The 23,733-nt window shown below is 65.6% G+C and carries 16 protein-coding genes and 2 pseudogenes; 14 read left to right on the top strand and 4 right to left on the bottom strand.

The window, feature by feature from the left end; translation table 11 throughout:
* Positions 1-105: 105 nt before the first annotated feature.
* From arcD to arcC, 4 genes are read left to right on the top strand one after another with little or no spacing between them, the layout of a single operon-like run.
* Entirely contained in the window at positions 106-1,584 is a 1,479-nt protein-coding gene (gene arcD / locus CQY20_RS23915; protein ID WP_207767318.1) for an arginine-ornithine antiporter, read from the top strand.
* Positions 1,581-2,846 (top strand): arginine deiminase, encoded by a 1,266-nt coding sequence (locus tag CQY20_RS23910; protein ID WP_097942560.1) that lies wholly within the window; start codon positions 1,581-1,583, stop codon positions 2,844-2,846. Before arcD ends, CQY20_RS23910 begins: the two co-directional genes overlap by 4 nt.
* Positions 2,847-2,872: 26 nt before the next feature.
* Positions 2,873-3,877 (top strand): ornithine carbamoyltransferase, encoded by a 1,005-nt coding sequence (locus tag CQY20_RS23905; protein ID WP_097942559.1) that lies wholly within the window; start codon positions 2,873-2,875, stop codon positions 3,875-3,877.
* A 16-nt stretch (positions 3,878-3,893) separates the two neighbouring features.
* A complete protein-coding gene (arcC, locus tag CQY20_RS23900; protein ID WP_234816386.1) occupies positions 3,894-4,802 on the top strand; it encodes a carbamate kinase in 909 nt (302 codons plus the stop codon).
* A 4-nt stretch (positions 4,803-4,806) separates the two neighbouring features.
* Here arcC and CQY20_RS23895 read toward each other — a convergent pair whose 3' ends face one another.
* Both CQY20_RS23895 and otsB read right to left on the bottom strand, forming a co-directional pair.
* Complete coding sequence (locus CQY20_RS23895) at positions 4,807-6,162, bottom strand: wax ester/triacylglycerol synthase domain-containing protein (RefSeq protein ID WP_097942557.1); 1,356 nt, start codon at positions 6,160-6,162, stop codon at positions 4,807-4,809.
* A 16-nt stretch (positions 6,163-6,178) separates the two neighbouring features.
* A complete protein-coding gene (otsB, locus tag CQY20_RS23890; RefSeq protein WP_097942573.1) occupies positions 6,179-10,087 on the bottom strand; it encodes a trehalose-phosphatase in 3,909 nt (1,302 codons plus the stop codon).
* A gap of 178 nt (positions 10,088-10,265) precedes the next feature.
* Between otsB and ppsA the strand changes: the two genes are divergently transcribed.
* The 5 genes from ppsA to CQY20_RS23860 all read left to right on the top strand — a co-directional run bounded on the left by ppsA (position 10,266) and on the right by CQY20_RS23860 (position 18,299).
* Positions 10,266-12,551 carry a phosphoenolpyruvate synthase gene (gene ppsA, locus CQY20_RS23885; RefSeq protein WP_097942556.1) on the top strand — a complete coding sequence of 762 codons (2,286 nt, stop codon included), beginning with the start codon at positions 10,266-10,268 and terminating at the stop codon, positions 12,549-12,551.
* 2 nt (positions 12,552-12,553) lie between these two features.
* The gene (mgtA, locus tag CQY20_RS23880) at positions 12,554-15,169 is read left to right on the top strand and encodes a magnesium-translocating P-type ATPase (RefSeq protein ID WP_174814658.1); all 2,616 of its coding nucleotides are present in this window, start codon (positions 12,554-12,556) and stop codon (positions 15,167-15,169) included.
* Complete coding sequence (locus tag CQY20_RS23875) at positions 15,166-17,526, top strand: heavy metal translocating P-type ATPase (protein WP_097942555.1); 2,361 nt, start codon at positions 15,166-15,168, stop codon at positions 17,524-17,526. The genes mgtA and CQY20_RS23875 overlap by 4 nt, the downstream gene beginning before the upstream one ends.
* Positions 17,523-17,771, top strand: a complete 249-nt coding sequence (locus CQY20_RS23870; protein ID WP_097942554.1) for a universal stress protein — start codon at positions 17,523-17,525, stop codon at positions 17,769-17,771. Before CQY20_RS23875 ends, CQY20_RS23870 begins: the two co-directional genes overlap by 4 nt.
* 306 nt (positions 17,772-18,077) lie before the next feature.
* The gene (locus CQY20_RS23860; protein ID WP_337425540.1) at positions 18,078-18,299 is read left to right on the top strand and encodes a hypothetical protein; all 222 of its coding nucleotides are present in this window, start codon (positions 18,078-18,080) and stop codon (positions 18,297-18,299) included.
* A gap of 52 nt (positions 18,300-18,351) precedes the next feature.
* Here CQY20_RS23860 and CQY20_RS34905 read toward each other — a convergent pair whose 3' ends face one another.
* Positions 18,352-18,525, bottom strand: a complete 174-nt coding sequence (locus CQY20_RS34905; RefSeq protein ID WP_163700497.1) for a hypothetical protein — start codon at positions 18,523-18,525, stop codon at positions 18,352-18,354.
* 173 nt (positions 18,526-18,698) lie between these two features.
* On the opposite strand from CQY20_RS34905, the pseudogene CQY20_RS23855 reads away from it, so the two are divergent.
* From CQY20_RS23855 to CQY20_RS23835, 5 genes and pseudogenes are all read left to right on the top strand, one after another.
* Positions 18,699-18,860 (top strand): annotated as a pseudogene (locus tag CQY20_RS23855) (2-oxo acid dehydrogenase subunit E2); the annotation flags it as partial.
* Positions 18,857-19,110: pseudogene (locus tag CQY20_RS23850) on the top strand (acyl carrier protein). The pseudogenes CQY20_RS23855 and CQY20_RS23850, both read left to right, overlap by 4 nt.
* A 95-nt stretch (positions 19,111-19,205) precedes the next feature.
* Positions 19,206-20,081 carry a universal stress protein gene (locus CQY20_RS23845; protein ID WP_097942552.1) on the top strand — a complete coding sequence of 292 codons (876 nt, stop codon included), beginning with the start codon at positions 19,206-19,208 and terminating at the stop codon, positions 20,079-20,081.
* Positions 20,082-20,176: 95 nt separating this feature from the next.
* A complete protein-coding gene (locus tag CQY20_RS23840) occupies positions 20,177-20,974 on the top strand; it encodes a hypothetical protein (protein WP_097942551.1) in 798 nt (265 codons plus the stop codon).
* Positions 20,974-21,966 carry an Acg family FMN-binding oxidoreductase gene (locus CQY20_RS23835; RefSeq protein ID WP_097942550.1) on the top strand — a complete coding sequence of 331 codons (993 nt, stop codon included), beginning with the start codon at positions 20,974-20,976 and terminating at the stop codon, positions 21,964-21,966. Before CQY20_RS23840 ends, CQY20_RS23835 begins: the two co-directional genes overlap by 1 nt.
* A 9-nt stretch (positions 21,967-21,975) precedes the next feature.
* On the opposite strand, the gene CQY20_RS23830 is transcribed toward CQY20_RS23835, so the two are convergent.
* Complete coding sequence (locus CQY20_RS23830; protein ID WP_097942549.1) at positions 21,976-23,358, bottom strand: WS/DGAT/MGAT family O-acyltransferase; 1,383 nt, start codon at positions 23,356-23,358, stop codon at positions 21,976-21,978.
* Positions 23,359-23,733: the final 375 nt, after the last annotated feature.

Genomic DNA, 23,733 nt, shown 5'->3' with positions numbered 1-23,733 from the left:
TCGAGGACTAAAGACTCCTCAGCCTCCTATTGAGTCTCCATAACGTCACTGTCGAGGCGCGTCCGCGCTTTCCGGCGTATTGCCCGGAGCAACTGGGAGCAGCAAATGTCAGACACTCTGGTTCCACCACCCGTCGAGCGGGAAAAGCCCCGCATGAAGGCCGGTCTCGGACTCGGTGCACTCACCGCGATCGTGGTCGGCTCGATGATCGGCAGCGGCATCTTCGCCCTGCCCTCTCAGATGGCAGCCAGCGCCGCGCCCGGCCCCCTGCTGATCGGCTGGGCGATCACCGGCGTCGGCATGTTGATGCTGGCGTTCGTCTTCCAAACCCTGGCCACCCGCAAGCCCGATGTGGACGGCGGCGTATACGGCTACGCCCGAGCCGGTTTCGGCAACTACATCGGCTTCACATCGGCGTTCGGATATTGGGTGTCGGCGTGGGTGGGCAACGTTGCCTACCTGGTGCTGCTGTTCGCCACGCTGGGCTACTTCTTCCCGGGCTTCGAAGGCGGCGCCACGGTGCCCGCGATCATCGGTGCGTCGATCCTGCTGTGGATCGTGCACACCCTGACGCTGCACGGCGTGAAGACCGCCGCGTTCGTCAATGTCGTTGTGACAATCGCCAAAGTCGTGCCGATCGTGGTCTTCATCGCGATCGCGGCGGTCGGTTTCAAGGCAGGCCTGTTCACCGCCGACTTCTGGGGCAAGACGACGCAGATCAACGGTGAACCGCTGGGCGGCACCATGACTCAGGTCAAGAACATGATGCTGGTGACCGTGTGGGTGTTCATCGGCATCGAGGGGGCCGCCGTCTACTCGCAGCGCGCGGCCAGGCGCAAAGACGTCGGCCGCGCGACCGTCCTCGGTTTCGCCGGTGTGCTGGCGCTGCTGGTCCTGGTGAACCTGCTGTCGTATGGCCTGATGGCGCAGGCCGAGCTGGCCGGTGTGGCCGACCCGTCCATGGCCGGGGTGCTCGCCAACGAGGTGGGCAGCTGGGGTTCGGCGTTCATCTCGATCGGTTTGGTGGTGTCGCTGCTCGGTGCGCTGCTCGCGTGGGTGCTGCTGTCGGTCGAGATCCTGCGTCTGCCGGCGCTGGAGAGTGTGATGCCCAAGGCGCTCGCCAAGGAGAATGCGCATGGCGCACCTGCCACCGCGTTGTGGCTGACCAACCTGTGTGTGCAGGCTCTGCTGCTGTGGACGTTGGCCAATGAGAGCACGTACACGAACCTGGTCTACTTGGCGACCTCCCTTATCCTGCTGCCCTATCTGTGGTCGGCGGCCTACCAGGTGCTGCTCGCAGTGCGCGGCGAAACCTACGAGAAGAGCCGGGGCAGGACCCGCGACCTCGTCATCGGCGTGATCGCGTTGGCGTACGCGGTGTGGCTGCTCTACGCGGGTGGCTGGCAGTACATACTCGTCGCGGCCGTGTTCTACCTGCTGGGTTCGGCGCTGTACCTGTGGGCCCGCAAGGAAAGCCGGCTGCCCGCCTTCACCAAGGGTGAACTCGTCGTGGTCGGGGTTGTCGCCGTGACAGCCGTCGTCGCGATCGCCCTGCTGGCCACCGGAAGGCTGGCCGTGCTATGACGACCGAGACGACCGAAACGCGGCTCGGGGTGTGGTCCGAGGCGGGCAAGCTGCGCCGAGTCCTGGTGTGCGCGCCGGGACTTGCCCACCAGAGGCTGACGCCGGAGAACTGCAGGGAGCTGCTCTTCGACGACGTCATCTGGCTGCAGCAGGCCCGCCGCGACCACTTCGATTTCGTCGCAAAGATGGAAGACCACGACGTCGAGGTCCTCGAACTGCAGGACCTCCTCGCCGACGTCGTGGCGATGCCGGAAGGCCGTGACTGGGTGCTCGACCGCAAGGTCACCGACGACCTCGTCGGGTCCGGCTTGCGCACGGACATCCGCGCATGGCTGGACGAGCTTCCCGCGGAGCGGTTGGCGGAGTTGCTGATCGGCGGCATCGCCTATCAAGACGTGCCCGGCGACATCGGCGGCGGCTTCCTGTCAGCGCTGCGTGAGCTGGACCCGGCCGGGTTCGTGTTTCGGCCGTTGCCCAACACGCAGTTCATGCGGGACAACACGTCGTGGATCTTCAACGGCGTCACGCTGAACCCGATGTACTGGCCCGCCCGCCGCCAGGAGACGCTGTTGACGACCGCCGTCTACAGGTTCCACCCGGCTTTTGCCGACGAGAAGTTCGACATCTGGCTCGGCGACCCGGACGGCGTTGCGCGCGACCATGGTTCGGCATCGCTGGAGGGCGGTGACGTGATGCCGATTGGGAAGGGCGTCGTCGTCATCGGCATGGGCGAACGGTCGTCGCACCAGGCGATCACTCAGGTCGCGCGAAACCTGTTCGACGCGGGGGCAGCCGAACGTGTCATCATCGCCAGCCTGCCGAAGTCGCGCGCGGCCATGCACCTGGACACCGTGTTCACGTTCTGCGACTACGACGTGGTCACCGCCTATGCGCCGATCGTCGACGGGATCGTGCCGTTCAGCCTGCGGCCGGACGACAGTTCGCCGTCGGGGCTGGAGATCCGCCGCGATCAAGGCAGTTTCATCGACACCGTCGGCGAAGCTGTCGGCGTCGACTTCCGCGTGGTCGCCACCGCGGGCGACGTCTACGGCATTCAACGCGAACAGTGGGACGACGGCAACAACGTCGTCGCGGTCGAGCCTGGTGTCGTGATCGGCTACGACCGCAACATCCTCACCAACACCGCGCTGCGCAAGGCCGGCATCGAGGTGGTCACGATCACGGCCAGCGAGCTCGGCCGCGGCCGGGGCGGCGGCCGATGCATGACCTGCCCGATTCAACGCGACCCGCTCTACACCTGATCAGCAACTGCGAAGGAGGCACCGCGATGCCGTTCAACCAGAAGAACCGCAGCCTGCTCAGCTTGGTCCACCACACCGAGCGGGACCTGCATTATCTGCTCGATCTCGCCCGAGACCTCAAGCGCGCGAAGTACTCCGGGCTGAACCGGCCAACCCTGACCGGTAAGAACATCGCGCTGATCTTCGAGAAGACGTCGACCCGCACTCGGTGCGCCTTCCAAGTCGCAGCGCACGACGAGGGCGCCCACGTCACCTACATCGATCCGTCGTCGTCCCAGATCGGCCACAAGGAATCTATGAAGGACACCGCGCGGGTGCTGGGCCGGATGTACGACGCGATCGAATACCGCGGCGCAAGCCAGCACACCGTCGAGGAACTGGCGGAGTTCGCGGGTGTGCCGGTGTTCAATGGGCTCACCGACGAATTCCACCCCACCCAGATGCTCGCGGATGTCCTCACGATGGCCGAGCATTGCCCGAAGCCGTTGCCGGAGATCGCGTTCGCCTTCGTCGGCGACGGCCGCAACAACGTCGCGAACTCCCTGCTGCTGGTCGCCGCGAAACTCGGGATGGATGTGCGCATCGGCGCCCCTGCGGATCTGTGGCCGAAGGAGGATCATGTCTTGATGTGCGAGGACTTCGCGGCGGCATCCGGTGCCCGCATCACGATCACCGACAACCCGTTCAAGGCGGTCAGCGGCGTCGACTTCGTCTACACCGACGTCTGGGTGTCGATGGGTGAGCCGGTAGCGGCCTGGAGTGAGCGCATCGACCAGTTGCTGCCCTATCAGGTCAACAAGGAACTGATGGCGGCGGCCGCCAATCCGCGAGTGAAGTTCATGCACTGCCTGCCGGCGTTCCACAATTGCGAAACCGAAGTCGGCGCACAGATCGCAGCCCAATACCCGCACTTGCGCAACGGCATCGAGGTCACCGAGGAGATCTTCGAGAGCCCGGTCAACATCTCCTTCGAGCAGGCCGAGAACCGCATGCACACCATCAAGGCGGTTCTGGTGGCCGCGCTGGGCTGAGGTCACCGTGCGCATAGTGATTGCCTTGGGCGGCAACGCCATCCTGCAACGCGGCCAACCCATGACGGCAGACAATCAACGCACCAACATCCGCGCGGCGGCCGAACACATCGCCTCAGTGGCGGCGGACAACGAGATCATCATCGCGCACGGCAACGGCCCGCAGGTCGGCCTGCTGGCCCTGCAGGCCGCGGCGTACCAGGATGTCGCGCCCTACCCGCTGGACGTGCTGGGCGCGCAAACCGAGGCGATGATCGGCTACGTGATCGAGCAGGAGCTCGGCAACCTGGTGCCCGCAACCCGCTCACTGGCGACCATCCTGACGATGATCGAGGTCGACCCCGCCGATCCCGCGTTCGACAACCCGACCAAGCCGATCGGACCGGTCTACGATGAGGCGACGGCCAGGCGCCTCGCGGCGGACAGCGGCTGGGTGATAGCACCCGACGGCGGCAGGTTCCGCCGGGTGGTACCGAGTCCGAAACCCAGGCGCATCTTCGAGATCGGGCCGATTCGCACGCTCGTCGAAAGCGGAACGATCGTCATCTGCGCCGGCGGTGGAGGGATCCCCACGGTGTACGACGAAGGGGGCAAGCTGCGTGGCGTCGAAGCCGTCATCGACAAGGACCTCGCGTCGGCGCTGCTCGCCACCGATCTCGAGGCCGACCTGCTCGTCATCGCCACCGACGTCGAGGGTGTCTACACCGATTTCGGCACGCCCGAGGAGAATCGTCTGTCCCAGGTCACCCCGGACGAGCTCGAACGCTACGAGTTTCCCGCGGGCTCGATGGGTCCGAAGGTCGAAGCGGCATGCGGATTCGCGAGAACCACCGGCCGCGAAGCGGTCATCGGTGCGCTCACCGACATCACCGCAATCGTCGGCGGCGCAGCGGGAACCCGCGTGCGCATGCCGGCAAGGCCGTGAGCGACTACGCGTCGGCTGCGAGGGTGAGCACCTCGCGGAAACCCGCGTTCAGGCAGTCGGACAACACGTCGAAATCCGGGAACGCACCCGTATCGACGTTGATCCCGACGGCGCAAGTGTCCACGTAGGACAGCAACGTGGCATTCAGCGCTGCGCCGATGGTCGGCGAGAACGCGATCGGCAGCTTCACCTCGGCTCCTGCCAGCCGAAGCGGCTCCGAGAAGCCGGGTACATCGCTGGCCACGAAATCGACACTTCGCAATACGGAGGAGACATAGCCTCGCGGCATCGCATTGAGCACACCGGCAATGAATGGGGTGTGGGCCAACGACTTCTCGCTGCGCGCCTGGGTGGTCTGCCGATGAATCCGGCGAATCCGCTCGGCTGGATCCACGTCGCCCGCAGGCACATCGAAGCGCATCAGCGTCGCACGGTTACCGCCGATCGGGTCCTGTGCGGTCCGGATGCTGATCGGCATGCACACCACGAAATGATCCGCCTTCACCCCGCGCTTGCCGTGATATCGGCTGAGACCGGCTGCTACCGCGGCGATGAACGCATCGTTCAGTGTCCCGCCGGCAGCCGACCCGGCCCGATGCAACGTGCTCATCGGCACCTCGATCACGCCGACGCGACGAATGCCGGTGCGGTGACGGGCGATCGGCGAACCGGGCTGTGCAATCGGCCGCATGGTCCGATAGACGGAGCCGGCAGTCGACACGGCGTCGGTGACGGTGGCAACCGGATTGGTTACGGCGTCGCGGAGCATCCTTGGCAGTGGTGTCAGCGCACTCACCGCCGCCTTCGCCCCGATCACGGCGGCGTCGCGGACGACCGCAATCGGCCCGGCTGACATCGGGGTCTCGGCCGTGTCGCGCTGACCGTCGCGCTGCCCTTCACCCAAATCGAATAGAATCCTTGACATCTCGACGGCGCCGATGCCGTCGGTCAGCGAGTGATGCAGCTTGCAGAGCAGCGCCGCACTCCCGTCCGCCATGCCGTCGACGAGCGTGGCCTCCCACAGCGGCCTGGCCCGGTCGAAATCCGCCATGGCGGCGACCCGGACCATCTCCAGCACCGCGTCCAGATCGCCGTCGTGTGGAGCGGCCACCCGCCGTAGGTGAAACGACAGATCGAAGTCGGGGTCATTCTCCCACCGGGGCGGCAGCGGAAACGGTGAAGAGGCCAGCCGCTGGCTGAATTTCGGGACCACGCGTGTCAAGGTCTCGAATCTCCTGCCCACCTCGCTCCAGTCCGGGGAGCGGTCGAGCAGGATCAGCGAAACGATCGTCGACCGCAGCCGAGGATCGCGTTCGATCGACCAGACGAAGGCGTCGCTGTTGCGCAGAAACTCGGGCATGACCGCCTCCTGTTGCTCAGTTGTTGAAGTCGACCGTGCGGCCGGCCTCCAAGACCTCTGTTTCGCCCCGGCACTCCACCACCACTGGCGCGACTTCGCCGGGCTCCGCGCTCAACGTTGCACTGCGGCCGATCACACTGAGCCGCAACCGATGACCGCGATAGCGGAACGTGAAGGCCAGGCGCCCGAGCGACTTGGGCCACAGCGGGCCGAGCACGATACGGTCGCGCCGGATCTCCAGGCCCGTGAAGCACCGCTGCAACAGATCGATGCTGCCCGACATCGCCGCCAAGTGAATGCCCTCGGCCGTTGTGCCCTGCTGGATGTCGGCGATGTCGGAGGCCAGCGCCTGCGCGAAGTACTCCATCGCCTGGTGCCGATTGCCGCGCGCAAGCACCCACGCATGCACGACGGCACTCAAGGTCGAGCCGTGCGAGGTCCGCGACTGGTAGTACTCGATGGTCCTCGGGATTTGGTCAGGCGTGAAGCGGTAGCCGAGACGGTCGAACAGTTCGTAGAGTTCGTCGGCAGACAACAGATAGAACAGCATCAACGCATCGGCCTGCTTGCAGGCCTTGTAGTTGTTCACGCTGTCGTTCTCGGCCTCCAGGATGCGGTCGAGCCGCTGCAAATTGCCATATCGGCTTCGGTAGTCGTCCCAGTCCAATTCCGCCAGCTCGGCGAAGCCCTCGAACTGGCTGATCACGCCCTCATGGAACGGCACGAACATCCGGCGGCTGACCGCCTCCCACGCAGCGAGGTCTTCGTCGCCGATGCCGAGGGTCTCCAGCAGAGCGAGCCGGTAATACATCGGGATCCGCTCGAGTGCCTCGAGGGCACGCAGGATCACCCACACCGCCATGACATTGGTGTAGGCGTTGTTGTCGACGCCGTCGTATTGACGGCCGGGGTAGCCGGAATGAAACTCGTCGGGGCCGATGACCCCGCGGATGACGTAGCGTTCCCGCGCGGGGTCGAAGTTGGCCAGGCTGACCCAGAACCTGGCGATCTCGGCGAGCATCTCGGCGCCGTAGTCGATGAGGAATCCGATGTCGCCGGTCACCTGGTAGTGCTGCCACACGTTGTAGGCCACGGCCAGGCCGACGTGGTGTGCCCGTGCGCTCGCGTCAGGGAGCCACCGCCCGGATCGCGGGTTCAAATGCAGCCGCTGACTCTCCTCGCGGCCGTCGCTACCCGACTGCCAGGGGTACATCGCGCCCGTATACCCGGCTTTCCTTGCAGCGAGGCGGGATTCGGGCAGACGACGATAGCGATACATCAGCAGCGACCGCGTGACCTTCGGCAGCCGCATGTTCGTCACCGGGAACACGAACAACTCATCCCAGAAGACATGCCCCCGGTATGCCTCACCGTGCAGCCCCCGGGCGGGCACCCCCACATCCAGGTCAGCGGTATGAGGCGACAGGGTCTGCAGCATGTGCAGTTGGTGCAGTCGCACTATCCGCAATAGGTCGGCGTCGCGGCCCATTTCGATGTTGAACCGTTCCCACAGATGCGCCCATGCCAGCCGATGACCCCTGGTGAGGTCGCGGTACCCGCCGACCCGATCCAGCTCACGTTCCGCCGCGGTGACCGGACCGGAGATTCCGTGGTCACGGCTGGTGAACACGGTCACCACCTTGTCTACGGTGACCGACTGTCCTGTCCCGATGTCGACGGCGATCTGGTGTCCCACCCGCGAGGAGTCGTTGACGAAGCGCCGCGACGGGGCGCCGTCGACGTGCTGACCCTGCACTGTGGTGCGCTGGGCGACCGCGACGCCGATCGCCGACTCCACGGTGCTTGCCGCCAAAAGCACCGAATCGTTTGACAATTCGCGCATATCGGTGATCTGCAGATGGCGGGACGCCAGTTTGCGATACCGCTCGACGCCGAGGTTCGCCACGTCGCCGTCGAGCATCGAGCGGAATTCGAGCCGCCCCGCCCAGTCGCACGCGTGCACGGTCGTCTGTAGCACCCCTACATGCGGAAGGTGCATCGCGACGAACCGGCTCTGCACGAGTCGCGTCGTCCGTCCGGCGCTGTCGGTGAACGTGAGGTCGCGCCACAGCGTCGCGCGTCGCAGATCGAGGGTGACCAGATATGACGATGCCTCGACGTCATCGATGTCGAACCACGGGCCACCGTCGATACGAAAGGTCAGCGGTAACCAGTTCGGCAGGTTCACCAGGCTTTCGTTGTCGATCGTCATGCCCGCCACTTCGTCGGTGAGACGGTTGTAGACACCCGCGACGTACATCCCGGGGTAGTGAAGCTCGCCTGCGGCACATTCGGGAGCCGCGCCGCGCACCGCCATGTAACCATTGCCCATCGTGCACAACGCTTCTCGTACTTTCTCGTCCGGCGGCCGGTAGCCGCCGAACGTCATCGCCCACGCGTCATTCACCGTGTCCTGCTGGGAGGCGAGTTGGTCGGTCAGACGGGCGAGAAACTGACAGACCGCGGCCGGACCGTCGAGGGTGAAGCGCGCAGCCGATCTGCGGTCCCCCGACTCGGCGGCGCTGACCGCCACACCGATACCTTTGTGACGGATGGCATCAAAGGCGTCTTCGTCGGTGACGTCGTCGCCGATGTAGATCGGCAACAGCGGATCGGCCCCGTCGATCCGGTCGAGGATCCACTCGACCGCCTTACCCTTGTCCCAGTCGACGTCGGGACGCAGTTCGACGACCTTGCGGCCGCCCGTGACCCGAAGCTTGTGTCGCTGGGCTGCACCGCGCACAGCGGCGACGACGGCGTCGACGTTTTCCGGCGCGGTGTTGCGGTAGTGCACCGCGACCGAAAAGCGCTTGTCCTCGATCGTCAGGCCCTGGATGCCCGCGAGGGCGGTGCGCAGTTCGGCGGTGGCACCGGCGAGGTCATGGACCGCTTCGGCGCCTGCGTCATTGACGTGGCGGGACCCGTCGGGCGACATCAATTCAAATCCGTGGCTACCCGCATACCAGACACCGGATATGCCGACACGGGACCGAATGTCGTCGAGACCGCGGCCGCTGACGACCGCGACCGGGCAGCAAGCGGCGAACGATTCGAGTATTCCGGCTGCACCGGCAAGCATCGTCGCTGCGCCGGGATCGCTGACGATTTCCGACAGTGTGCCGTCGAAGTCCAACAGCACCGCCGGTCGTCGAGTCTCGGCCAGGGGCGCTATCAGGCTGTACGACTCGAGTGCATCAGGCATGGCCGAAAGCCGGCGGTAGCTCTGTCGAACGGTGATGCCGACGAGGTCGGGCACCACCGCATCGGCCCCGGATTCGCGCAGCGCTTCGCCGTTGCCGCTGCGCTCGACGCCGATCAGCATGCCGAAGCCGCTCTGCCGTCCCGCCGCAACGCCGCCGGCCGTGCCTGCGACGATCGCGCACCGCTCAGGCGCCACCCCGAGTCGCTTCGCCGCCTCGGACAACACGGCCGCGCCCGCGCGGACGGCGAACAGTTCGGAAAGCCCGGCTGCCGACAGCAGACCGGCGCAGTTCAGGCTCGAGGAGAACGCGGCTGTCGCGATATCGACGGCGTGAAGTTGCCGCACGAACTCGACCGTGGATTCGAAGACGCGCACGCCTTCGCCCAACATCTGCATGTAGAGCTGCTGCACACGATGCGTCAGACCGATCAATGTTCCTGCATCGGTGCCGTTTTCGGTCCCGGGCGGAATCGAGATCCCGCGTGCGGCGAGGAACTTGGCGGCTCCGCTCCGGCTCGTCGCGCCGCCGATGAATTTGCGGTAGTCGTCTTGGGTGAACTCGCGGTGGTCCTCAGATCGCGACGCGGGCCTGGACGCGAAGAAGTCGTCGAAGACCGCTTTCCATGCCGCCGTATGGATAGCGGCGGTGTCGGCCACCACGCCGTCGAGGTCGAATATGACCGCGTCGTGGTAGCGCGGGTCGAGGGAGACCGGAAGCGTCATCGCCTTCCCCTTCATGGATTTCGGCCATCATGTCACCGGTGCTCGGCCCGCACGGAAGGGTCGGAAGTCACTCGTCGCGCGGAAGGGACCAAGTGCCCTCGGCATTTGTGACCTTCGGCCGGGCGGCTGTGGCCCTCGGACGGTACGCCGCCGCGGCACCCTGCAAGAGAGTGGCCGCATGGCTGCTGCGAGTGATGTCGCGTACGTGCGAGACATATCGACGTTGACGATCGGCGACGCCGAAGAAGCGGGCGGCAAGGGTGCGAACATGGGCGAGCTTGTCGCCGCCGAACTGCCCGTACCGCCTGGTTTCGTCTTGCTGCGGGACTGCTATCGGCACTCGATGAGATCCGGCGGGGTCGAAAAGGAACTCAACGCGCTGCACCGCGAGGCGCTCGCCGATGTCGCCGACACCGCCAGGCTCAGTGAGCGGTGCGAGCGGATGCAGGGTCTGGTGCACAAGGCCGGGGTCAACGACACCATAAAGCAGCAGATCCTGGCCGCCTACCATGCGCTGGGCCCCGGTGTCGTGGTGGCGGTGCGTTCGTCGGCGACCGGCGAAGACGGCGCAGATGCCTCGTTCGCGGGCATGAACGCCACCATCACCAACGTCAGCGGCGACGACGCACTGCTGGACGCGGTGGTTCGATGCTGGATGTCGCTGTTCAGCCCACGTGTCATCACCTACCGCGCCAGCCGCGGCTTCACCGCCGACCCGGCGATGGCCGTGGTGGTTCAGCAGATGGTGGACTCCGAGAAGGCCGGCGTCGCGTTCACCGCCGACCCGAGCACCGGCGCACAAGATCGCGTGGTCATTGAGGCCGCCTTCGGCCTCGGTGAGGTCGTGGTGTCCGGCGCGGTGGAACCGGACACCTACATCGTCTCCAAGGAGACGCTGCGACCCCTCGACGTCCGGGTGGGCCACAAGTCATTCAAGATCGTGCGCGGCGCGGACGGCCGCGACACCGTCGTCAACCTCGATGAGGGGCAGGCCGATTCGCGTGTGCTGACCGACGACGAACTGCGGTCGATCGCCGAACTGGCCATCGCGACCGAGCGGCACAACCGCTGCCCGCAAGACACCGAATGGGCAATCTCGAACGGTAAGACCTATCTGGTGCAGGCCCGGCCGATCACGACGCTCGGCCACACCACTCCACCGCCCAGAGACAAGCATCTGGTGCTGGCCCGCGGGCTCGCCGCCGCACCGGGGACGGCGTCGGGCAAGGTTCGCGTCCTCGCGGCGCCCGACGAAGGCCACCGTCTTGAAGAAGGCGAGATCCTCGTCGCGCAGATGACCAACCCCGACTGGCTACCCACCATCCGCCGGGCCGCAGCACTGGTGACTGACACCGGCGGCATGACCTGTCACGCCGCGATCGTGGCGCGTGAGTTGGGCGTGCCGTGTATCGTCGGCGCCAGGACAGCGACTCGCGACCTGCACGACGGCACGACGGTGACCGTTGACGGCGCGCGCGGTGAGGTGGTCTCAGGCCGCACCGAACCCACGGCGAGGGTGACGGTCACGCAGCGCAGCGCACCGGCGCAGACGCTCAGCGAAGTGACGGCCACCAAGGTGTATGTGAATCTGGCCATGCCCGACTCGGCGGAAACCGTTGCGGCGCAGGCTGTCGACGGTGTGGGCCTGCTTCGGGCCGAGTTCATGCTGACCGAGGCCCTCGGTGGTCGCCATCCGCGTGACCTCATCGCGCACGGCGAGCAGGGCGTGCTGGTCGACAAGATGGAGTCCTCGGTCGGCCGCATCGCCGCCGCGTTCGCCCCGCGTCCGGTTGTGTATCGAGCAACCGACTTCCGCACCAACGAGTTTCGCGGCCTGGCGGGCGGCGAGACCTACGAGCCGGTCGAGCACAATCCGATGATCGGCTATCGCGGCTGCTACCGCTACATCAACGAACCCGACTTGTTCGCCCTCGAACTGGAGGCGTTGGCGCGGGTGCGCGAGAAATCCCCCAATGTCGCGTTGATGATCCCGTTCGTGCGCACCAAGTGGGAACTGGAAGCATGCCTTTCGCTCGTCGACGCCAGCCCGCTGGGACGGCAGCGAGGCCTGCACCGTTGGGTGATGGCCGAAGTCCCGTCGGTGGTGCACTGGTTGGGTGAATACGTCGGCATGGGCATCGACGGTGTGTCAATCGGCAGCAACGACCTGACACAGTTGATGCTCGGCGTCGACCGTGACTCCGATGTCTGCGCCGAGTTGTTCGACGAATCCGACCCGGCGGTGCTCGATGCGATCGGCCAGATCATCAGCGTCGCACGCAAACACGGCATCACGTCGTCGCTGTGCGGGCAGGCACCGTCGACCAAACCCGCCTTCGCCGAACACCTGGTTCGCATGGGCATCACATCGGTGTCGGTCAATCCCGACGCTGCCGACGCCGCACGCCGCGTGATCGCCGCCGCGGAACGACGGCTGCTGCTCGAGGCGGCGTTGAAAGTGTGATCGTGACCGCGCCCTCCCCGACCGGACTGCGACGCCGCGACATCGCGGCTTTATCGCTTGATGACGTCCTGACCGTCCTGAACACCTCGGTCGACGGCTTGTCCACCGACGACGCAACGGCCCGACTCACCGCTCTAGGCCCAAATTCAGTCCGCAGCCACGCAGTCAACGCGTGGGCCGTGCTGATCCGCCAATTCAACAACGCCGTGCTTGTGCTGCTGGCCGCCACCGCCGTGCTCGCGTACTTCATTGGCGACAGCACGCAGGCGAGCATCGTCGGCATCATCTTGTTCGTCAGTGTGGGGTTGGGATTCGTCAACGAATACCGCGCGGAACGGGCCACCGCAGCATTGCATTCGGCCATCACCCACGAGGCTCTGGCTCGACGGGACGGTCAGTTTCGCCGCGTCGACGTCACCGCACTAGTCCCGGGTGACGTCATCCATCTGGAGATGGGTGAGCTTGTGCCGGCCGACGTCCGGCTCATCGACACCAACGAACTCGAATGCAACGAGAGCATCCTGACCGGGGAATCGACCCCGGCAGAGAAATCCGGTGAACCCGCCGACGGCGCCTGCGTCGACGACGCGAAGGCCATCGCATTCATGGGAACCGTCGTCAGCGCTGGTGAGGCAACGGGCGTCGTCTATGCGACCGGTGCGAACACAGAGTTCGGGAGGATCGCCACACATCTCGGCGAGCGCGAACCGGAGACCGACTTTCAGGTCGGGTTGCGCCGGTTCTCCTATCTTCTGTTGCGAGTAGCGTTGATCCTTACCGCCGTCATCATCGTCACCAACGTGTTACTGCGACGGCCGCTGATCGACTCGGCGCTTTTCGGTCTGGCGATCGCAGTCGGCATCACCCCGCAACTCCTGCCCGCTGTCGTCAGCACCAGTCTCGCGACCGGTTCACGACGCTTGGCCAAACTCAAAGTGTTGGTCAAGCGCCTGGTCTGCATCGAGGATCTCGGTGACATCGACATTCTGGTCACCGATAAGACGGGAACCCTCACCGAGGGCCGGATCGACTTGGTCGACGTCGTCGACCCGGCCGGCCGGCGATCTGAAGCGGTATTGCGATCCGCGTTGCTGGCCACCGACGTGGACCCTTCGGCCGGTGGGGTCAGCGCGAACGAGCTCGACGCTGCTTTGTGGCGTGGCCGAGAGCCGGTTCCGAATGTAACTCGCCTCGCCACAGTGCCTTTCGATCATGTCAGAAGGGCTACATCGGCACTCGTGGCGACGGAGTGCGGCCGGGTGCTCGTCATGAAGGGCGCCCCAGAACAGATGCTTGTGCGGTGCGTCGATGTGCCGGTTGCGGCTTCGGGCACGCTGGCGGAATTGTTCTCGAACGGCAGACGGGTCGTCGCGGTGGCAAGCCGGCCCGCAGATGGGCTGAGTCGACTCACCCCCGCCGACGAGACCGGATTGCGGCTCCAAGGGTTTCTCGTCTTCGCGGACAACCCGAAGACAGCGGCGCGCAACTCGTTAGCGCAACTGGCCGGTCTCGGTATCGAGATGAAGATCGCGACAGGGGATAATCCGAAGGTTGCCGAAAAGGTCTGCCTCGATTTGGAATTACGCTCAAAAGGTACCGTCGTCGGCGCCGAGCTCGAAGGCATGGACGACGTCGAGTTCCGGGCGGCGGCACGCAATCACACCATCTTCGCCCGGATCTCACCTGAGCAGAAAGCCCGGCTGGTGTCCGAACTGCGCCGGACCGGCCGGTCGGTGGGATTCATGGGCGACGGCGTCAACGACGCGCTGGCACTTCACGCCGCCGACGTCGGAATCTCGGTCGATACAGCAGCCGACGTGGCCAAGGATGCCGCCGACGTGGTGCTGCTCGACAAGGATCTCGATGTTCTGGCGGCCGGTGTGGCCGAGGGACGGCGCATCTTCGCCAACACGATCAAGTACGTGTTGATGGGAACATCAAGCAATTTCGGCAATATGTTCAGTGCGGCCGCGGCGTCTGCTGTGCTGCCGTTCCTACCCATGCTGCCCAGTCAGATCCTTCTCAACAACCTTCTCTACGACACCTCGCAATTGGCGATACCCATGGACCGGGTCGACGACGACCAACTCCATGCGCCATCGCACTGGAACATCGCGTTCATCCGCAGATTCATGTTGACGTTCGGTCCAATCAGCTCGCTCTTCGACTTCTTGACCTTCGGTTTGATGCTGGGCGTGTTGCGCGCGGGACCGACCGAGTTTCGAACCGGCTGGTTCGTCGAGTCGTTGGCGACTCAAACTTTGATCATCTTTGCGATTCGCACGAGGAAAGTGCCGTTTTTGCGCAGCCATCCGGCATGGGTGCTCGTCATTGCGACGCTATCGGTTATCGCGGCCGGTATCGCCGTCACCTTGTCTCCATGGGGTGTCCACCTCGGATTCAGACCGCTGCCATGGCAATTCTTCGCAGCGCTCGTCGCTCTCACCATCGGGTACCTCGTATTGGCTGAGGCAACGAAGGTGATGTTCTACGCCGACCCGATGCGGCTGGCCGACCAACCGCACCGTACTCGCGGCCCCGAACATCGGGTACATCGGCGCGCCGCACGTTTCAGCCATCCGGATCGACTGCCCATACCCCCTAGGGTGCTGCGATGATATTTAGAAACCTGTTGACCGCTCGACACGTATCTGTCGAACCGCTGCTGGCCGGGGCGACCGTCTTTGCGCTAACCGCAGGTGGAATAGCCTGGTTGACAAAGTCTTTCGCGGTGGCCGACGGCTTCTGGATCGCCGGCACCGTGATCGCGTTGGCACCCGCCGTTGCATGGGTGGTCGCGGCGCTGCGACACGGGCGGGTAGGAGTGGACCTCATCGCGGTGCTCTCCCTGCTCGGCACGCTGGCCGTCGGAGAGTACCTCGCAGGCTCCTTGATCGCCGTCATGCTGGCGGGCGGCCGGGCGCTCGAGGCGGCCGCGGAACGCCGTGCTTCCAAGGATCTACGGGCCCTGCTGGCGCACGCGCCCCGGTTCGCCCGGCGCCGCATCGGAGCGGAGGTGACCGTCGTACCGCTGGCCGAGGTCGCGGTGGACGACCTCCTTCTGGTGGGCACCGGCGAGGTGGTCCCCGTCGACGGTCGACTGCTCGGGCCGGCGGTGCTGGACGAATCCATGCTCACCGGTGAGCCTTTGCATGTCGAGCGGACGGCAGGTGAGCCGGTCCGCAGCGGCGCTGTCAACGCGGGTTCGTCGTTCGAGATGCGCGCCACCGCCACTGCGGCGGAGAGCACGTATGCGGGCATCGTGCGACTCGCCGAGCAGGCCAGTGCCGAGAACGCACCCATCGTGCGGCTCGCCGACCGGCTTGCGGCGTGGTTCCTGCCACTGACGTTGGTGACCGCCGGTGTCGCCTGGCTGGTGAGCGGCACCGCCGTGCGCGCCGTCGCCGTGCTGGTGGTTGCGACGCCGTGTCCCCTGCTGCTGGCCGCGCCCGTGGCGATCGTGTCCGGATTGTCGCGCGCCTCGCGGCTCGGCGTCGTGGTCCGCAGCGGCGCCGCGCTCGAAAACCTCGGTTCTGCAACGACATTGGTACTGGACAAGACGGGAACGCTGACGATCGGCCGACCCGCCGTGGTCGAGGTCCTCACCGCACCAGGCCACGACGTCGACGAGGTGCTCGGCGCCGCTGCCTCGGTCGATCAGATGTCGGCGCACGTGCTGGCCGAGGCGATCGTCACCGAGGCGTTGGCCCGCGGGCTGCAGTTGACGCTTCCAGAGCAGGTGGTGGAAGAACCGGGCGAAGGCGTACACGCGACCGTGGCCGGCCGCAAAGTCCGCGTCGGCAAACTGCCCACCAACGCTCTTGACGCTGCGTGGGCGAAGGCGGCGTTGAACCGGGCGAGGTTGGACTCCGCCGCCATCGCCTGGGTCAGTGTCGACGGTGACCCCGTCGGCGCCGTGTTGTTGCGAGATCCCCTGCGCCGGGACGCCCCTCGGACCATACGGCGGCTGCGGATCGCCGGGATCAATCGGCTGGTCATGCTGACCGGCGATCGCGCGGAGCCGGCCCGCGAGGTCGCGACCGTGCTCGGACTGGACGAGGTCTACGCCCAGCAGAGTCCGGCCGACAAGGTGGCTGCCGTGCGTGAAGAGCGGGAAGCCGCCGTCACCGTCATGGTCGGCGACGGCGTCAACGACGCCCCTGCCCTTGCGGCGGCCTCGGTCGGGGTGGCGATGGGCGCACGCGGCGCGACAGCCTCGTCGGAGGCCGCCGACGTCGTGCTGACCACCAACCGGCTGGATCGGCTCGCCGACGCGATGGACATCGCCCGCTGGTCGCGCAGGATCGCCCTGCAGAGCGCCGCCGTCGGCATGTCGTTGTCGCTGATCGCCATGGCGATCGCGGCGATCGGTTGGCTGCCACCCGCCGCCGGCGCACTTCTGCAGGAGGGCATCGACGTCGCGGTGATCCTCAACGCGCTGCGCGCGCTCAAAGGGAATCCGGCGACGGAGGTCGAGTTGGCCGCCGAAACCGAAGAGCTGCTCCGCCGATTCGCCGCAGAACACGACGAGCTTCGCGACGCGATCGGCCTCCTGCGAGACTGCGCTGACAGCCTGGTTTCCGGCGACCCCGCAGCACTGCAACTGCTCGTCAAGGCATACAGCTTCCTCACCGACAAGCTGCTGCCCCACGAACGGGCGGAGGAGCTCCAGCTCTACCCGTCGCTGGCCCGTCCGCTCGGTAGCGGCGAAGCGACCGCCACCATGAGCAGAACCCACGCCGAAATTCAGCGCCTGTCCGACCGGATCGGGACTCACATCGCGCTTGCCAAGGCCGGCAACGGAATTCAGCAAGATCAAGTGGAGGACTTGCTCGCCTGTCTGTACGGCCTTTACGCGCTGTTGCAGCTGCACTTCGTCCAGGAGGAAGAGAACTACTTCACCCTTGCCGACCTCGACCAGCCGACCGAGCCGAACCATGACGCCAACAACAAACTCGGAAGGAGCCAGATGTGACAGTCGAACCGAACCCGCCGGTGGTGGCCGGAATCGATGGATCTGCGGCGGCTGTCCAAGCCGCCGAATGGGCCGTCGACAAAGCCGTCAGCAGAGATGTGCCTCTTCGCCTGGTCTACGTGACCAAAGCAAAACACCTCGGCGCCGAGGACTATTACGCCGACGTGCGTCGGGCGAAGGCGTCGCTGCACGAGGCCCGCGCGGCGATCGAAGCGACGGGAGCGCCGGTCAAGCTAGTGGTGTAACGCTTGCCGGAACGGCGGCCGGTGTGCCGAATGACACCGGCGTAGAAGTGCTTACGGCCGGCCAGATGCAACATCGCAGGGTTCAGCACGTGCTTGTTGAACATGCGGATCGCGTCCCTGACGCTACTGGCGGTGTAGGTCGCCATTCATCGATGGTGCTTCGCAGCCGTAGGCGGCGGCCAGGGTCCACCGGACCTGTCTGGGAATGACTTTTGTCTCTAGTAGCCGCCGGCGCCTGGCGAAACGATGAACGTTAGCAGAAAGGGGATTGCAGGGATGTCAAGGACGCGGACCGGGCGCAGCCGGATGACCAGGACCGAACTGAACGCCATCGCGTGGCGCTTTCTCCGGTCGGAGTTCACCAGACGCACGTATGCCGACTGGGCCCTCGACCGTCGGCTTGACGCGTTCCTGCAACACCATGGGCCGACCGGTTTACTGCGCGACGGATCGACCTACGACGACCTGCTGGACCGTGTCATGGCGAACGTCGGCCCCGCCTTACGAAGCGGTGTGCTTCCGCCATGACCGCAATCCCGAAGACGGCCAAGGATCTTCGTGTCACGCCGAATCTGACGGACTACGACCGCACCTGCGCGGAGTTTGCCTGGTCGACGGTCGCCGACCCCTGCGCGGGGATGGCAGGCAACGGCTGCAACATCGCCTTTGCCGCGGTCGACCGGCATGTCGACGGCCCGATCGCCTCGCGCACCGCGCTGCGCTTCGTCTCCGCGGCGTCCTGGGACGGTGCCATGGCGACGCGCGACCTGTCTTACGCCGAGCTGGGTCGGCTGTCCTGCCGCTTCACGAACGTGCTTCGCACGCTGGGCATCGACAAGGGAGACCGGGTGTTCACGCTGCTCGGCCACTGCCCCGGAACTTTTTGTCACCGTGATGAGCGCCCTGCGCAACGGCAGCGTCGTCTGTCCGACGCAGAAGGTCTGCGCCGTCGACGGCGGCATCCGGATTGCGACCACCATGTCGGCCACGCTCGCTGCCGACCACCGCGCCAGCGACGGGCATCGCGGCGCGCGCTTTCTGAGTGCCATCAATGACCTGCTGCAGCGACCGGAGACATTGGAGAAGTGAGCGATACGAGAACTCGAGACGACATCCGGGGCGAGGTTCTGTCGGTGTTGACGAGCATCGCTCCCGAAATCGATCCCGACGAGATCGAAGACGATGTGCTTCTTCGAGAACAGGTCGTCTCGACTCGATGGACTGGCTGAACTTCCTCATCGGCATCCACAACCGGCTCCACGTCGACATTCCCGAGTCGGATTACGCGTCCCTGCGGACACTGGCCGATGTGGTCGGCTATGTCGAACAGCGCATCTGAGAACCGAGGACCACCGTCACCCCGCAAGGGACTTACGACCCTGCTCGACGCTCCCCCACCCGCGTTAACGTCGAGCCAGGACTGAGGAGCGTGCAATGCCGAAGAATTCCCCTGAACACGGAATCCTTGTCGCCGTCGACGGATCGCCGGAGTCGGACGCCGCCGTGGCGTGGGCAGGTCGGGAAGCTGTGCTGCGCAAGCTTCCCGTCACCTTGATCCACGTCATCGTTCCCATCGTGGTGAGCTGGCCCGTGCGATATCTGGAGTCCGCCTACCGCCAGTGGCAGGAGGACAACGCGCGAGAGGTGATCGAGAAGGCGGAGAAGACCCTACTGGCGGCGATCGGGGACGCGACACCGCCGACCGTGCACACCGAGGTCCGCAACGACGGAATCGTCACTGTGTTGGCCGCCATGTCCAAGAACGCCACGATGATCGTCGCCGGCAGCCGAGGAATGGGTCGGGTCAGCGGCGCGTTGCTGGGCTCCGTGAGCCGTGGCTTGCTGCACCACTCCCGCTGCCCGGTGACGATCGTTAAGACCGACCCCAAACCCTCCGACGCCGACGCCCCCGTCCTGCTCGGTATCGACGGTTCGCCGGCATCCGAGGCGGCAACCGCGTTCGCCTTCGAGGAGGCGTCGTTGCGCGGCGTGGACTTGATAGCGCTGCACGCGTGGAGTGACGTGGGCGTCTTCCCGATCGTGGGAATGGACTGGCACCAGTACGAAGACGAGGGTCACGCGGTCCTCGGGGAGCGCCTCGCCGGCTGGCGCGAGCAATACCCCGACGTCAATGTGCAGCGACGCATCGTGTGCGACCGGCCGGCTCAGTGGCTGATCGATGAATCGAAGAACGCCGCCCTGGTGGTCGTCGGCAGCCGCGGCCGCGGCGGTATGGCTTCCATGCTGCTCGGTTCGGTGAGCTACGCGGTCGCCGAATCGGCGCCCGTCCCGGTGACAGTTGTCCGGTGAACGAGGACGACCCGCGTCCGCGCGATGAGCATGGCGCACTTGTTGTTACGGAGACGACCCCCCCTGCGCCGTGGTATCGCCGATGGTGGTTCTTCATGGCGGCAAGCACCGCGGCAGCCGCGATCCTGTTGGCAGGGGTATACGTCCTGAACAGCCACCGGACGGGCCTGGAAAGTGCGCAGGCGCCGCCGGGCGACGCCGCCTCCGTCCAGCAGTGGTGGGCCGCAGGTGCCCCTGAGCACGTCGCCGAACTCCACAAAGCCTTCGACGGTGTGGAACAACGGGCGAAAGAGCTCGACGAAGCCGGTGCCAGAAACGAGTGTGAACGGATGCACGACGCTGCGGCGGTCGATCTGCAGGCCCACCTGCCGTCACCGGCCCCCGAGCTCACCAGCGAACTGAACGCCGCGATCGTCGACACCCACACGCAGCGCATATGTGTATGTCCGCGCTTGCCGGCTCGCCCAACAGCTATGTGGCCGAATTCCTCACATATCTCGATCAGGCCGACAGACATCTCAGGTCCGCCGAGCACATCGTCGACAATCAACGACCGCACGCTTAGTGCCCACGATGAGGAGGCATTGATGAATGACAAGCCCGTCGAGGTGATTTCGTGGAACGCCGACGACCACACGGATCTGCCGGGCTTCGCGCACGGGTTGACTCGTTACGGTGGCCACTGGATGGACGTCGGCATCTCGGTTGTCCCGGTCGACGTGGACCCGTTGGAAGCGCTCGACAAGGTGTTCGCGCGGCTGCGCGAAACCATCGAGCAAGAGGTCCCCGACCCGGACTATTTCACGGTCGAGATACGCGTTGCCTCCAAGTCACGGTTACGGCCGCCCGACGCAGCGGTCACCGAAGAGCCCGTACCACAGAAGGTCAGATGATGACTGCACCCATCACGCCAAACCAGGTCATCCACGCCGACAAGGTGACCGCAATCGTCGAACTCGCCTGTCGCGCACCGTCGCTGCACAACAGCCAGCCGTGGAAATGGCTGTTCGACCACGGTGAACTGCAACTCTTCGCCGATCACTCCCGGGTCGGCAGACACACCGACGTCACCGGCAACGAAGTAATCATGAGTTGCGGCGCCGCATTGGATCACCTGCAGGTAGCTGCGAGAGCCGCCGGATGGAAGACGCACGTCGAGCGATACCCCGACGCGGGTAATCGTGACCATCTCGCGACGATCACATTCCATTCGGCCGGACCCGCCGACGACCACGAACTCGCACTGCGCGACGCCATCTCAACGCGCCACACGGACCGGCTGCCGATGGCGACTCCCGAGCCGTGGAACGACATGGAGCAGACGCTGCGTAATGTGTTGAGGGGCACCGTCACTGAGTTGGATGTGATCGATGACAGCGGACGACCCGCGCTTGCCGATGCCTCGCGGCGCAGCGAGGCGCAGCGGCGCGACGATGCATCGTATCGATATGAACTTCTCTGGTGGACACATCACGTGGGAGCCGATGACGGGATACCACCCGCGGCCCTGGGTTCGCCCACCGAGGTCTCGAGAGTGGATGTGGCCCGCGAGTTTCCGTCCTACACCGCCGACGACCGCCGACCGGGTGTCGATCGCGATCACTCGAACGTCCTCGTCCTGTCGACATTCGACGACAGTCGCATGAACATTCTGCGGTGCGGCGAAGCGTTGTCCCGAGTGCTGTTGGAATGCACCGCCGCCCGCTTCTCGACATGTCCCCTGACCCACATGATGGAGGTGCATGCCAGTCGAGAGGCGGTGCGACGGCTCACGGGACGTCGCGCCCAACCGCAGGCGTTGATCCGCGTCGGCCTGGCCACCGGTGACGAAGCCGGCGCACGGACCCCACGGCGTCCTGTCAGCGACGTGCTGACCGTGCGGTGAGCTCGCGCGTCAGCCAGCCCGGTCGTCGCGCTTTTCGGCGCTGATCGCCGCCAACCGAGCCACCGCCGCCTCGATCCCGCGGGCCAGGTCGTCGATGTCTGCCGCCGTGTCGAAATCGCCGGTTATCCCGAACACCAGGTCATCCGCGTAACTCAGAATCGCTATCCCCGTTCGGAGTTGAAGCGCGATGGGTGGAATCGGCACGACCCGGACGACTTCCCGTCCCACGATCCGCATGCGTTGCCGTGGTCCAGGGACATTGGTTGCAAGCGTGACCACGCCTCGTTGCGGCAGCTTGGTCAGGACTCGAACCGCCCACGCCGTGAACGGGAAGGGAACCACACTGGCAGCGGCGACGAACACGGCGCCCGCCTCCCGCTGTCCGCTGCCCTTGGTGCGGGACAACCGGCGGTGCACGGCGCGCAGCTGTTCTACCGGGTCCTCCTTTTCGACCGGCAAGAAGGGCAGCATCAACGAAACCCGGTTGTCCGCAACACCCAGTGCGTCGTTGGACCGGATCGACACGGGGACAAGGGTCCTCAGAGAATTGCGTCGCGGCCGCTCGCCGCGCCTGAGAAGCGCTGCCCGGAAGCTGTCGGTGATGGCGGCCAGCGCGACATCGTTGATGGTCACACCGAACGCATCGCAGATGTTCCGCACATCGCGTAAGCTCACCTGCGCCGCGCTGATCCGGCGCATGGTCGACACCGGACCGACGAGCGACGATGATGCCGCGGGCTGCAGCAGGCCGGTCGTGACTTCGAGCGCACCCTCCAAAGCCAACCGCGCCGCGCCCGTCGCACTCCTCGCCAAGTTCCACGCTCCGCTCGCCCAGCTGAGGGGGTTGACCGAGAGTTTCGGGACATCGACGCCCGTACTTTGCGATCGCGCGGCACGAATCTCGTTGGCGTAGTTGGACACTTCGCCTTCGTCGGCAAGGCCGCTGAACATGTGCATCGTAGCGATACCGTCTGCGATGCAATGATGGATCTTCATCAACAGGGCCCAGCGCCCGTCTTGCAAACCCTCGATGACCCAGCACTCCCACAACGGCCGGTCGCGATCGAGTCTTCGTTCCATGATGTCGGCGACGAGGCGGAACAACGCCGTATCGTCGCCGGGATTCGGCACTGCGGCACGGTGCACGTGGTGCGAAAGGTCGAACCCATCGTCTTCCACCCACTCCGGTGGGTTCAGATCGAGCACATGCGTCTTGAGGACTTGGTTGAACCGAGGAACCCGCAGCATCCGCTCGGCGATATTTGCGCAGAGCGCGTCGAAGTCGGGTTCCGGACCTTCGATGATCGAGAGCCCACCCACAGCCAGGCTGACGTGTCGATCCGAATCTTCGGCCTCGAGGAAGCCAGCGTCCAGCGGCTTTAGCTGCTCCATGGTGTGACCCTCCGTCGCTACCTTGGGAATTCGATCAGATCGTGAGGCAACATATCCGCTGCGCCTCCTCCAGCGAGTCACCGAGCGGGCGACTGGTGTCGAGGGGATACGAGCGACCCGATGCCACGAAGTCGCCCAACGCTGCGGCGATTTCGGGCGTCGCGTCGGATGTCGATGGCCCCCTGGCCACGATCCGTTCGGCCGCGGCCGGTAGCGGTAGCGAACACGTGAAATCCACCACCGGCGACGATGTCTGGTGGCCCAGCCGGTGGGCCCGTTCTCGCTGCTGACCGTCGCGTGGCTATGTCAACTCGAATTGGCCCCGGCTGGGCGGTTCGAAGTGGCCCCGCCCGGGGAAGGCTGGAGTTGCCGTGC

The sequence above is a fragment of the Mycolicibacterium agri genome (assembly GCF_002553505.1).
Taxonomy (GTDB): Bacteria; Actinomycetota; Actinomycetes; order Mycobacteriales; family Mycobacteriaceae; genus Mycobacterium; species Mycobacterium agri.
Note: the sequence above shows the minus strand (reverse complement) of the source record. Positions and strands in the feature narration are given on the sequence as shown.

Bases quoted from the DNA above. Each gene is read 5' to 3' on its own strand.
- CQY20_RS23840 (WP_097942551.1), top strand. From the start codon at position 20,177: ATGGCGGCAAGCACCGCGGCAGCCGCGATCCTGTTGGCAGGGGTATAC.
- CQY20_RS23910 (WP_097942560.1), top strand. From the start codon at position 1,581: ATGACGACCGAGACGACCGAAACGCGGCTCGGGGTGTGGTCCGAGGCG.
- ppsA (WP_097942556.1), top strand. From the start codon at position 10,266: ATGGCTGCTGCGAGTGATGTCGCGTACGTGCGAGACATATCGACGTTG.
- CQY20_RS23835 (WP_097942550.1), top strand. From the start codon at position 20,974: ATGACTGCACCCATCACGCCAAACCAGGTCATCCACGCCGACAAGGTG.
- CQY20_RS23860 (WP_337425540.1), top strand. From the start codon at position 18,078: ATGACCAGGACCGAACTGAACGCCATCGCGTGGCGCTTTCTCCGGTCG.
- CQY20_RS23905 (WP_097942559.1), top strand. From the start codon at position 2,873: ATGCCGTTCAACCAGAAGAACCGCAGCCTGCTCAGCTTGGTCCACCAC.
- CQY20_RS34905 (WP_163700497.1), bottom strand. From the start codon at position 18,525: ATGGCACCGTCCCAGGACGCCGCGGAGACGAAGCGCAGCGCGGTGCGC.
- arcD (WP_207767318.1), top strand. From the start codon at position 106: ATGTCAGACACTCTGGTTCCACCACCCGTCGAGCGGGAAAAGCCCCGC.
- CQY20_RS23895 (WP_097942557.1), bottom strand. From the start codon at position 6,162: ATGCCCGAGTTTCTGCGCAACAGCGACGCCTTCGTCTGGTCGATCGAA.
- CQY20_RS23830 (WP_097942549.1), bottom strand. From the start codon at position 23,358: ATGGAGCAGCTAAAGCCGCTGGACGCTGGCTTCCTCGAGGCCGAAGAT.
- CQY20_RS23845 (WP_097942552.1), top strand. From the start codon at position 19,206: ATGCCGAAGAATTCCCCTGAACACGGAATCCTTGTCGCCGTCGACGGA.
- CQY20_RS23875 (WP_097942555.1), top strand. From the start codon at position 15,166: ATGATATTTAGAAACCTGTTGACCGCTCGACACGTATCTGTCGAACCG.
- otsB (WP_097942573.1), bottom strand. From the start codon at position 10,087: ATGACGCTTCCGGTCTCCCTCGACCCGCGCTACCACGACGCGGTCATA.